Annotated in this window: 2 protein-coding genes; both read left to right on the top strand. The window is 40.9% G+C overall.

Features of this window, described 5'->3' with window-relative positions:
- Positions 1–669 precede the first annotated feature (669 nt).
- The gene (locus MXE38_RS06410; protein ID WP_246913305.1) at positions 670–6,456 is read left to right on the top strand and encodes an autotransporter outer membrane beta-barrel domain-containing protein; all 5,787 of its coding nucleotides are present in this window, start codon (positions 670–672) and stop codon (positions 6,454–6,456) included.
- Positions 6,457–7,548: 1,092 nt separating this feature from the next.
- Positions 7,549–13,347 (top strand): autotransporter outer membrane beta-barrel domain-containing protein, encoded by a 5,799-nt coding sequence (locus MXE38_RS06405; protein WP_246913303.1) that lies wholly within the window; start codon positions 7,549–7,551, stop codon positions 13,345–13,347.
- Positions 13,348–13,475 lie beyond the last annotated feature (128 nt).

Raw genomic sequence — 13,475 nt, 5'->3', positions numbered from 1 at the left:
CAATATCAGTTTTAAATTTACGTACTTTCATGTTAAGAGACTATATTGAGCTATACCTAAAACTATTTTAACATGAATGTAGTACTAAGCTTATTTATTACCTAATTATTTATGTCGTTTACTATAACTTATCGCCATAAGGTTTATTTCATCTAATTTTAAAGAACCGATAGAATAGGCATAGATTATGCTTTTTTTTTTTTTCGACTAATTTTTAGATACACCGTTTAAAAACACCATTACAGAGCTCTTTTCACGTTATTGAGCTCTACGTATTTGTTTTGTCTTACGTCCCGCACTAGTAGTGTCTCTTTTAAGTTGGTACCTTCCAACAATAGAGAATGTGACCCTTTTAAATTAGCTTTAGCGTGCTAGTTTAAAAGCAAGTCTTTACTACTTTTACCTCTTAGCTACAAGCTCATCATAGACTGCTTGTACAACCTTAAATTTAGGCTTCGAGCCTATTAGCACTTTAGCTTTTGTGTATATATGTAAGGAATGACTTAGTCATCGACAAATTCCACATTATACCTAATGCTTGAACGTCATTTTTATCAGTAAATTTAAACGCCCTCTCAGTACAAGGCGAGAGCTTACTGCGACATCAACCAGATTAAGCTAAAGCTGCCAAGACAAAACATCCCACACATTTTTCATTTCATATTACAAATGAAGCAAACTAACAATGCCATTAAGTTCTTAATGGCTCAATACCGTGCAATCTTCCAGAATGCATATTTCAAAGGCTTAGCTACCGCAGCTGTAGTTACTATGGGCTTAGCCGCTGGCCAGGCTCAGGCTGCTGAGACCGTAACAAATCAAGCTTCTTGGGAAAAGTTACAAGGTAATGATTTAACTGGTACTGTTATCATTGATGTATCAACCAGTGGTGTAACAGCAAACAACACTAAACCAGATGGCTTCACCTTAGCTTTAACTGGTGGCACTAACTCTATTGCTGGAAGTGGAAGTAACGCTGTTTCTCTTACCTCAAAACAAGGTACTCTTAAGCTTGCAGACGCTTCAGCTGCTTTAACTATTGGTAAGAATTCTGATGGCGCTGCAACTACCTTAGATATCAAGGCTTTAGATATTCAAAAAGGCACTGTAACTGTTACAAATACAGCTACTAAAGCAACTACCGTAAGCCTCTCTGAGAAGTTAGGCTTAGGCAATGGCGGTAAATTAGTTGTTTCAGGTAGTGACACAAGTGTCACTGTTGGTACAGCCGATAAAACCACTATCGAGCTTGGCTCTGGCGGCACCATTGAGTTCCAAGCCTCTGGCTCAGTTATTGGTAAGCAGTTAGTTGGTACTGGTGGTACTATCCACTTCTCTGGTGATGGTGCTAACACTTGGACTATTCCTAACTATGTAGAAGGCTCTACTGGTACCGCTCAAAAGCAAAACATCACTGTTGATGCAGAAAAGACTGGCACTATTGCTTTAGTAGGCGATGATACAGCTAAAAAGCGTGGTGTTATGCACTTTGCTTCTGGATCAGTAATTGACTTAGCTTCACATGCTTCTACTCCATCAACCTTAAAGATTGATAGTGGTTCAGCTGCTCTTGGCTCTTTAGTTATTCTTGATGCTAATGTTGATTTAAAAACATCTGGAGCTGAAACTTCTGGCTCTTACCTAACTATTCAAGGTGTTGCCTCTGCTGACTCTCCAGAGAAGTACTCAGAATTACGCTCTGATGCTGATGTAATCGGTAAGTACTTAACTACTGGCCCAAAGGCTGACGTTGTTTTAAAGCAGGACGCAAAGCTTGTTTTAGAAGGCAAGAAAGTTGTTTTAGGTAATTCTACCGCTATTGCTGATGAAGCATTAACTCTTAAAATTGCTAGTGGTGCTGGAACAGATAAAGCTACAGGTGTTGTAGTTGTATCTGGAACCAATAGTATTGTTCACGCTGATAATTTTGAAATTGCAGCACAAGCAGGCAATGGCTCTAATCTTGCCACAAAGCTAACTCTTTCTGCTAATAATATGACCTTAGGTAAAGCTGGTTTTACCCAGGCTATTGGTGCAAAGCTTCAAGCTAAGAATGTTACCTTTGTAGAAAGTGCAGCAAATACTCCATTTGCATTACAGGACTCATTAACTTTATCTAATGTTTCAGGTACTGGTACTCACGCAACTGCACAGAAGGGTAACATCTCTGGTGATGTTACTGTATCTGGCACTAGTGCCACTTTTGCAGTAGATGGCGGTAATTACTCTGCAAATGGTATTAAGTTAGATAAGGGCTCTTTATCTGTAGGTAGCACTGCATCTTTAGCAAGTTCCAACTTATCCATTTCTAAGTTAACTATTGATAACACCAATGCTGCTAATACTATTACAGTAGAAGGTGCTGAGAATAAGGGTGCAACCTTAGACCTCACTAATACTGAGTTTGATTTAACTGGTAATGCTAATAATCTAACAACTATTAATGTTAAAAAACACGGTCAGTTAGATATTTCCGTTGATAATTTTAACAAGCTCTTATCTAATAGTGCTGAAGATTGGGCAAAAAATCAAACCAAGACAGCTGGTTTTGCACTTAGTGGTGGTGTCATCAATTTAGGCGATGGTACTCTCAAACTAAATGCAGATGCATTCACTGCAACAGGCACTGCTACTACTCAAAAGATTGATTTCCATGGCACTGATGGCGGTACCATCAAGGCTAAGAGCATGACTCTTACTGAGACAGCTGCTGCTGGATTAGGTATTGGTGCTTCTGGTAATTTAGCAATTGCTGATACTTTAACTATCGAGAACACCCAAACAGCTAGTGGTAATTTTGTTGTTAATACTGGTAATTTAGCAGTAGGCAATACTATCCAGTCTGAAGATACCAGCGCTAAGCTTGTTATTGGTAAAGATACTACTAGCAAGGCTACCTTAACCTTAGGTGAAATTGTATCTAAGACCAATCACACTGCTGACCAAGGTGCTATTAATGTTGACCTATCTTTAGCTGGCCAAGATAATGCTAATCGCTCACAATTAGACATTGAGTATGGCACTTGGGATGCTCAGTCTATTGCAACCAAGAACGCTAATATTGATATTGGTGCAGCCACTATTTCAGCTATTGAGCTACAAGATGTTGACCACAAGTGGGGCTTAAATGTTAAGAAGTTAGCTCTTGGCTCTACTGGCGATACCGTTAATGTTTACCAAAACATTGAGGGCTCAACTCAGGATCAAGAACTTACTGTTGCTGAATTAACCTCTGTTGCTGGCGCTAAGATCAATGTTAGTGGCGACATGACCTTAAATGGTAAGTTAGATAACAAGAACACTCCTGATAACCATGACGACGACACCTATGGCCTCGATATTAAGGCTGGCACTATTGTTATGCAGGCAGGTGGCCAATTAACCATTGATAAGGATGCTCTAACTGCTATTAATATCTCTGGTGGCACTGTAACCTTAAAGGGTTATGAGGCTGGTTCTATCGAATCAGCTACTGGCTCTACTGTTAAGCTCAATTTTGCTGCTGATTATGGTGTAATTTCTGATGCTGCGGTTGTTGAGCTACGTAAGCAGTTATTTGGTAAGACTCAAGATACCGACCGCTTAAAGGGTACTTTAAACTTAGGTGGTGCTGATCTTGAAGGCCTTAAAGTTGATAAAGAGACCAATGAAATTGCCTGGAAGGACGTTGAGGCCAAGAAAGACATCATTAGTGATGTTACCACCAGCAAGTTAGAGAATGCTGAGGTAACTGGCATCAAGTCTACCGATACTGTTCGTGGTACTTTTGGCTCCTTAACCTCTACTGAGATGAAGGCTGGTTCACAAATCAAGACTGATGAGAACTTAACCTTAGGTAATGCCACTGGCAACGATGGCTATTTTGCTGCTCAAGTTGATAAGAATGGCAATGAGGGCAAGGTTCTTGGCGCTCTTGGTTTCAATGTAGAAGCAAAGACCAACTTAACCTTAAAGAATGGCGGTATTGCTGATAAAGTAACTTTAGGTACTGGTTCTAAGCTTGTTGTAGACGGCAAGAACGGCGAAACTACTTTAACTAAGGTTACTGGTGATTCAGGTGTTGTTTCCTTAGAGTCTGGCGCTCTAAAGGTAACCCATGACGACGGTGTAGTTGTTGGTTCATTAAACTCTAAGGCTGGTTCTAGCTTAGCTGCTAACAAGTTAGAGTTAAAGTCTACTGGTAACTCTAAGATCGCTGGTGACTTAAATATTACTGGCAAGACCACTGTATCAGGCTCAGCTGAGTTTAGCGGTAACAACCAATTTGGTGACCTCTTCACTGCTAAGGACGATGTTGAGTTCACTGGTGGCAAGACTACTTTTACTAAGAATGCTAATGTAACTGATTTAGGCGTTTTTGGTGGTGTAGTAGATGTTCAAGGCGCACTTAAACTTGATGGCACTAAGACTATCAATGTAGGTCAAGTTTCTAATGCTAAGGAAGGCATTGAGGGCGCAACTGGTTCCTTATCCGTAAATCGTTTAGATTTAAATGGTGGTACCTTAGTTGTTGATCCAGACTTTGGTTCTAAGAGCTCATTTGCTGGTGTTACCAAGTTTGGTAACAATGACAAAGCAGCTGATGCTGGCTCTGTAAATGGTAACTTATATGCCTTACAAAACGGTATTGCTTCTGTAGGTAATAAGGACGAGGCCAAGGTTAAGGAAATCTTCGCTCAGTTTATCGACCCTACTACTGGTTCTTTACAAGATCCAGCTAAGCAGGCTAAAGGCGTAGGCGCTATTGCTTATGTAGCAGATCAAGTTACATTAGGTGCAACCTCTAAGATTGTTGTTGATCCAGCAACCACCTCTGATGCTAAGGCTGACAACTTCTATAACAAGAAGGCTGCTGAGTATGCAAAGGGTGATATTTATATCGGTACTAATGCTGCTTTAGCAATTGATGTTACCGCCTTAAACGAGGCTGGCAAGGCTGCTATTACCTTTGACAACAAGGGCGGTAATGCAACTGTATTTGCTGAGGACAAAGATAATTCCAAGCTCTTCATTACTGGTAGCTTAGCTGATGTAAATGGTCAGATTAACTTATTTGACAATAGCACTAATAAGGTATTGTTAGACGGTGCTGACTCCTTAACTGTTCAGACCTTAAATGGCTTATATTCTAAGACCTACAATAAGGGCGAGGACTTAGGTGTTGATAACATCAAGCTTGACTTCAGTCAGACTCTTGCAGAGCAACAGTTCTCTGTAGTATCTGAGCCAGTTAAGACTACCTTAATTGCCTTAGGTTCTGAGTACAACGACTACACTGCTGAGACTCCTGCTGACAAGATCTTAGGTATCCAAGCTGCTGGTTACTACACTAATGGTACCAAGTTCTACACTGATAAAGACAAGACCCAGGAGGTTGCTTCAACTGATCCAAACAAGGATCGTTTAGTTGCTGAGACTATTGATGGTCAGCAAGTTGCTTACTTCAAGTATGACAACAAGCTTCTCAGCAATATCCTTGTCAATGGCGGCAATGCAGTAGACGCTGAGACTGTAGCTCGTTTAGCTGTATTTGGTGGTGCTCCACAGGCAGCTATTGAGGCTGGTGCTTCTACCTACGAAGCTATCTCTGCTCGCATGGGTGTTGGTGTAAGCGGCGTGAGCGCAGCTGCTAACGGTCAGGGCGGCGCAATCTGGGTAACTCCAGTTTACAAGAGCGCTGAGTCTGATGGCTTTGCTGCTGACAACAAGTCCTACGGCGCAGACGTAACCTTATACGGCTTAGCTTTAGGTGCTGACATTGAAGTTGCTCCAAACTTCAAGGTTGGTGGTATGTTCAACGTAGGTTCTGGTGATGCAGACGGTCAGGGCTTAGGTTCTAACGTATCTAACGACTTTGATTACTATGGCTTAGGCTTATATGCTGGCTACAGCATGGATGCCTTCTCCTTAGTTGCTGACGTTACCTACACTGCTGTAGACAACGATATTGAGGGCAATACTGACTTAGGTAAGGTAACTACCTCTATCGATTCTACTAACTTATCTGTTGGTGTAACTGGTCAGTACAAGTTATCTGTTGCTGGTATGGACGTAACTCCACACGCTGGTGTTCGCTTCTCCAAGCTTGATATTGATGACTATGCAACTGAGTATGCTCAATCTTCTAGCGATAGCTTAAACATCTTCTCCGTACCTGTTGGTGTAACCATCGCTAAGGAATACGTAACTGATACTTGGACTGTTAAGCCAAGCTTTGACTTGACCTTAACTGGCAACTTTGGTGATGACGAGTTTGAGGGCAATGCTCAGTGGGCTACCTTCTCTAACTTATCTACCAATGTTAAGTCTGAGATCATGGACAACTTCACCTACGGTGCAGCTGTTGGCGTATCAGCTACTACTGGCAACTTTGGTTTAGGCTTAGGTGTTAACTACACTGGCTCCTCTAACACTGATGAGTTTGGTGTAAACGCCAATGCACGTTACATGTTCTAAGCTTAAATAGAACATTTAACTAAAACTACTTAAATTGAGGCTTGAGACTTGGCAGAAAGGCAAGCTCTGTTAGGTTGAGAGCCTCTTTTTAGGTAGTCCAAAATACAAAAGGCAGGACGCTTATTAAAATAAGCGAACTGCCTTTTTGGCTTGTACGCAAAACCTTTAAAAGTTAAATCGCCCGCTCAATCTATATGATTATGGCTGATAAATATCAGAAATTAGGAGACATGAGGCCAAATAAGAACTTGCTCATCCTTAAGCCTAAAGTGACTAGTTGCTTCCATGTAAGCAATACTGATAGCCGTTTTCTTACAAGGTGAAAAGCAGGAAGGAACGATACATTAACTTTAATAAGTCATAAGCTACAAACAATTTAATTTAAATCCGATAAATAAGCTGTTTTAATGGCTTATTTTGGCCATGCTTATTGCATTACTTAAAGCTACTCACAGAGATAGCATTACCGCTATAAAATATATAGCTTATCTGTTATTGGCCCAAAATCGCACCTGTTGCTACCCTTAAATTTTGCTAATGATCTCTGTTTTTATCTCACTGCAATAGGCTACTCCACAGTGTTTTATCAATTATGACTGATTTTTATTTGATTCGAACAATATAGGCACAATTTATGCTTTTTTTTTTTTCGACTAAATTCTAGACGCATCGTCTTAAAACACCCGCCATGGGCTCATTCACGTCTTATAGAGCTCTTTCTTGTGTTTTGTCTTATCTTTCCCGCACTAGTAGTATCAAATAGACTTTAGCAAAATATAAGCTTTAGCGTGCTTATCATTACAAGGTCTTAACTACTTTTACCTCTTAGCTACAAGTTAATCACTTTTACTTGTACAAAATCATATAAGGCTGTCAGCCTTATCCTTATCGCCCTTTAATTTGCCAACCTATTTTGTAAGACCTTATTCTCTTAAGTTAACTCTTACATCATATCACAAGCTTATAGCCTCTCTATTTATAGTAAAAACTATCATGCTCAGTACTAAGCATGCTCTTTTGCTATGGCCGTAATCTGCAATTTAAAGCGCTAAGACAAAACAATCACATTATCTTTCATTTTATTAAATACAAATGAAGCAAACAAATAACGCCATTAAGTTCTTAATGGCTCAATACCGTGCAATCTTCCAGAATGCATATTTTAAAGGCTTAGCCACCGCTGCTGTCGTAACTATGGGTTTAGCTGCTGGTCAGGCTCAGGCTACAGCTCCTACTCTAACAGACTTAGCCAATCAAGGTGAACTACAATTTACAGACACAGATCAGGTTGCAATCACAGGTAAGGACACTAAGGATTGGAAGGCTGATGTAAAAGTTACTGGTATAAATAACTCTACTGCTCACTCTATTAGGGCTGATGGTGGTGCTCTATCTTTATCAGGTAGTGGTTCTTTAACTGTACAAACTGGAAAAGCAACTGATGGCATTAGTCTTGCAGCTGCCGATGGAGCTGCTTTAACTGTAAAGATTAATCAGATTGACGTACAGTCTGGTTTATTAGATATTGCAGGAGCTGCTGGAACTACAGCTTCCGCTGCAACCGTTGAAGCTAATACCATTTCTGTTAAGGGTAAAGATGCAAAGATTTCTCTTACTGCTGCAACTGGCGCTGAAGTCGCAACTTTAGGTAGAGCTGCCGCTGAAGCTAAAGCAGCTTCTCAAATTAATTTATCAAGTGGTGGTACTGTTACCTTTGATGGTGGCGCAGCATCTAAAGCAATTTTACAAGGTGAACTTGTAAGTACTGGTGGTGTCTTAGATGTTACTGCTAAAAAGTTCGGTACAATTTCCACTTTTGGTACTGCTGAAAAGCTTGACATTAATGTTGGCAACTCTGGTTCTGCTACTATTTCTCTTGCTGATGATATAAAGAAAACTACTGATAAAGAAGATACTTTAAATATTACCAGCGGAACTATCACTCTTACCGCAGAGGCTAATGATACAACTCTTACTATTGATAAGGGTAACGTAAACCTTGGTAATAGCGTAGTTTTACAAGGTGCTGGTCAGGGTAATGGTAAAGCTGTAGTTACTGTAGGTTCAGGAACTAATGTTGCTAAGTTAGCTATTAGCAAGGATACACTTGATAAGTTCTTAAACTCTGGCACTGGTGTAGAAAATGCTAAAAAAGGTGCTTTAGATCTAGGCAAATCAGGCACTGTTGTTGTAAATGGTGATATTAACTTAGCTGATTACACATTTGCATCTGATGCCGCTGCCGCTGGTAAAATCAGTGCAACTGCTGCAGGAAATTCTACTCTTGAAGCCAACAACATTACCGTGGACAAAACTGTAACTGGCGCAGCTAATCTTACTTTTGAAGCTAAGGAAACTTTAACATTAGGCAGCACTGGTGCCGAAGTTAAGGCTGGTGCAGCATTAAAGACCAAGAACTTAGAGTTAATTGCTCAGAATGGTAAGTCTGCATTTAAGCTCCAAGATAAAGTTACCTTACAAGCAACATCTGAAGCACAAGATACTGATGGTAAGACTATTTTAGTATCTGACAATGGCTCTATTACTAGCAAGGCCATTAATGTTAGTGGCGGCGGCTTAACTGTTGCTGCTGGTAACTATTTATTCACTGGCGATGTTACCATTAATGATGGTTCTATCAAACTTACTAGTGCAGTATCTAATCAAGCTACTACTGCTAAGATGCTTGACTCTAAGTTGACCATTGATGGTGGCGATATCACTATTGCAAACAAAGCTGGTAATACACTTTCAGTTGATGGTGCCAATGCAGAATTAGATATTTCTGGTGCTAATAATGTAGCCACAAGCAAAGCTGGTACTGAGGCCGATATTGCTCTCTCAGTAACCAACTCTGGTACCTTAATTATGAAGGGTGAGCATGTTGCTTCCTTCGTAGGTAAAGTAACTGGTACTGAAGGTAATAAAGTAGCTTCTATCCTTCTCGATAGCAATGGTGTTTTAAAGGTTAACTCTTTAGAAATTGCTGCTGCTACCTTAAAATCTGGCAATAACTCAAGTGGTGTACCTGGCACTAATGGTGTTATTCAGTTTGATAACCAAAGCACTGACTCAGGTAAGTTAGAAGTAACTGATACTTTAACTTTAAAGGACTTTAATACTGACGCTCTAGATATCGGCGAGCATGGCAAGATTCAAGCTGGTACTTTAGAGTTAAAGCAAAGCAGCTCATCTAGCGCTACTGATATCAAGCTAGGCGCTGGCAAATACACTGTATTAAAAGGCTTAAGCTCTGATAAAGAAGTTAATCTTTCAACTGCAAATTCCGTATTGAAGCTAGGTGATGTAAAGACTGAAAATAGAATCTCCTCACCTTTATCTTCTGGCGGCAGCATTAACCAAAACCTCAAAATTTCCGCTGGTAGCGTTTCTGTAGTTGCTGGTGATTGGATTGCAGAAAAGGATGTTACTGCTACAGCTTTAACTATTGGTAATAACACCACTTTAGATGCTGATGGCAACCAAATCCATGCTGGTTTAAAGGTTAATGGTCTACTTACCGCTACTGCTGGCGTATCTGTAGCTAAGGGCTCTTCCTTAGTTGCCAACGCTATTGATGCTAAAGTCTCTGCAATTACAGTTAGTGGCGACGTAACTATCCTTGGTAAGCAAGACAAGGGTGCTGATAACAAACTTGGTACTGCTGACGATACCTATGGTGTTACTTTAGCAGCTGGCTCTATTGTTCTTAATGATGGTGCAAACCTTACCCTTTCAGGCGCTGCTACAGCTGGTATGACCTTAGACAAAGATGGCGCTCTTACCTTTGCATCAGATCTTAGCAAATTTGTAGACGGTGCTATTACTTCTGCTTCTGGCTCTAACGTAGATTTGATTTTTGCTGATGGCGAAAAGAAGATCAATCAGACTGGTTTAGATACTTTAACTAAGAAGTTATTCGGCGGCACAGCTCCAAGTGGTACTGTAACCTTAAGCGACAATGTAACAATTTCAGGCATTGACACTACTGGTGATACTGTAGCTTGGAAAGACAATGCTGACGGCTTTGCTAACTACTTACCAACTTATATTGATCAAAACTTAGTTGATAAGAAATTAACCAAGGTTGAAACCACTGATAAATTAGCTGGTCACTTCGGTTCTGTAGTAACTGATCTTATCACTAACGAAGGTGAGTCTGTAACCTTCACTAAGGGTGGTGGTCTTTACAATGCAGTTGCTAAGGAAGCAGGTTCTACTGACAAGTACTTTGCTCTTGGCAGTGGTGGTGTAGTTTTAGGTGTTACCTTAGAAGACAAAACCAACTTTACTTTAGCTAATGGCGGTATTGTTGACCATGCTAAGATTGGCGCTAACTCTACCTTAACCATTGATGGTGCTAAGGGACAAACTAAGGTTCTTAAAGACCTAACCAGCACCGATACTACTGGTAAGCTTAACATTAAGAGCGGTGTTACCCAGGTTGATGGTAAAGTTAAGTTAGGCACTATTGACTCTGCTGCTGGCTCTAAGCTCGTAGTTAATAAGACCTTTGAGTTAACAAGTGCAAATACCTCAAACATTTCAGGCGACTTAGAGGTTAATGGTAATACAACCTTAACAGGTCCAGTAAACTTTGCAGGTAACAACAACTTTAATGGCACATTCACCGCTTCCAAGGATGTAGAATTTGCCAACGGCGCAACCACTTTTGTAGGCAAGGCTACCTTCAATGAAGATTTAGCAATCTTAGACAATGCTAACGTTAATGTTCAAGGCTTATTACTTGGTGAATCTGGTAGGCTTATTTCTGTAGGTGAATACCACCCAGATCACGCTGATGAGCAAAACTCAACTGGTTTCTTATCAGCTAAGCATGTAAACCTTAATGGTGGTGTATTATTCTTAGATCCTGACTACTCTAAGAAAACTGCTGTTGCTGAAATTGGCTCTTTCACTGATCAAAGCAATACTGCTGGTGCTGATAGTATTGTTAACGGCAATGTTGTAGTTGGTCAAAATGCTGCTTTATTAGTTGGTATTAAAGAAAACGGTGAGATTAACTTAGACTCAGCTCGTTCTTACTTAAAGAGCATTCAAAACACAAATGGCTCATTAAGCAATGAGAAAGATCAGTTAGGCTCAGTTCTTTATGTTAACTCTCAGCAGACAGTTAATGATGGCAAGAAGATTATCATTGACTCTAATGCCAATGCTAAGACTGCATTTAAGACTGGCACTAATTTAGCTGATAAGTACACCAAGAAATATACATACAGCGGCACTCCTAATACCCCACAAGAAGCTGACTTATACTTAGGTAAAAACTCTGCATTAGTATTAGGTGATGGTGCCAATGTTTCTGGTGGTGCAATCAAGTTCTTAAGCGATGATGCAGCTGTTTATGCCGAGGAAGGTGCCAAGATTGTTCTTGATGGCAGTTCATTCTTAAACGGCTCTCGTGAAGTCACTGTATTTACTGATGCTGGCACGACTAATACTGGCGTTAAGATCTTAGGTGATGACACTAATAGCATTCGTGTTGAGACTGTAAACGGCTTAATGTACTTTACTCTTGAGGCAGGCAAGGAAGTTTCTAAGGACACCTTAACTCTTGATACCACTAAGGTTGATAGTGCCTTTACCGCAGCTTCTGCTCCAATGCGTGACTTCTTATTAGGCTACACCACTCTTACCAAGAACTGGGAGGAGATGTATCCACGTGATGGCGCTCAAGTAGATCCTAATAAGGCAGAGTACTTAGTTGCAGGCAAGGCTGATGTTCTTAAAGAAGATGGCACTATTGATACCTCTAAGTTACCAGAGGGTACTACTGCTAAGGACTTTGTAATTGTTACTGAAAAGGTTGACGGTCAGGACAAGAAGGTTGCTTATCGCTATGCTAACAACCAGTTCTTAGAGAAGGTTGTACGTAATACCAATGGTGCTGCCGCTGATCAAGCTGCACGTATGGGTGATTTTGGTGGTGCTGCTGAGACTGCTTTAGTTGCTACCTCTACCACTTATGACGCTGTTGCAGGTCGCTTCGGTATGGGCCAGCAGGCTGGTACTATGACTATTGCTAACAATGGTCAAGGTTCTGGCTTATGGGTAACCCCAGTTTACAAGAGCCACGAGTCTGATGGCTTCGACGCTGACGGCTTAGGCTACGGTTCTGACATTACCTTATACGGCGTAGCCTTAGGTGGTGATGTAACCTTAGCTAACGGCGTACGTGTTGGTGCTATGTTCAATGTAGGTTCTGGTGATGCTGATGGTCAGGGTGCTGCCTCTGTAGTATCTAATGACTTTGACTACTTCGGTGGTTCTATCTACGCAGGCTATGCTATCGACAACTTCTCAATCGTTGGTGATGTTTCTTACACCACTATTGATTCTGATGTTGAGGCTAACACCGCTGCTGGCAAGACCTCTACCTCCTTTGATACCACTGCCTTAAGCGTTGGTGTAACTGGTCAGTACGCCTTAAAGGTTGCTGAGATGGACGTAACTCCACATGCTGGCTTGCGTTTCACTCGCATCGACATGGATGACTACACCATTGATTCAGCTGATTTTGGTGAGGTTGGTCAATACAATGCAAGCTCTGCTAATGTATTCTCCATCCCTGTTGGTGTAACCATCTCCAAGGAGTATGTAACTGACACTTGGACTGTTAAGCCAAGCTTTGACTTGACCTTAACTGGCAACTTCGGTGACGACACTGTTGATGGCACTGTATCCTGGACTGGTGTAAGCAACTGGGACGTATCTACCAAGGCTGAGTTTGTTGACAACTTCACCTATGGTGCAGCTGTTGGCATCGCTGCTAAGACTGGCAACTTTGGTTTAGGCTTAGGCCTCAACTACACTGGCTCCTCTAACACTGATGAGTTTGGTGTAAACGCCAATGCACGTTACATGTTCTAAGCTTAAATAGAACATTTAACTAAAACTACTTAAATTGAGGCTTGAGACTTAGCAGAAAGGCAAGCTCTGTTAGGTTGAGAGCCTCTTTTGAGGTAGGCCAAAATACAAAAGGCAGGATGCTTATTAAA

Source organism: Anaerobiospirillum sp. NML120448, assembly GCF_023050945.1.
Lineage (GTDB): Bacteria > Pseudomonadota > Gammaproteobacteria > Enterobacterales > Succinivibrionaceae > Anaerobiospirillum.
Note: the sequence above shows the minus strand (reverse complement) of the source record. Positions and strands in the feature narration are given on the sequence as shown.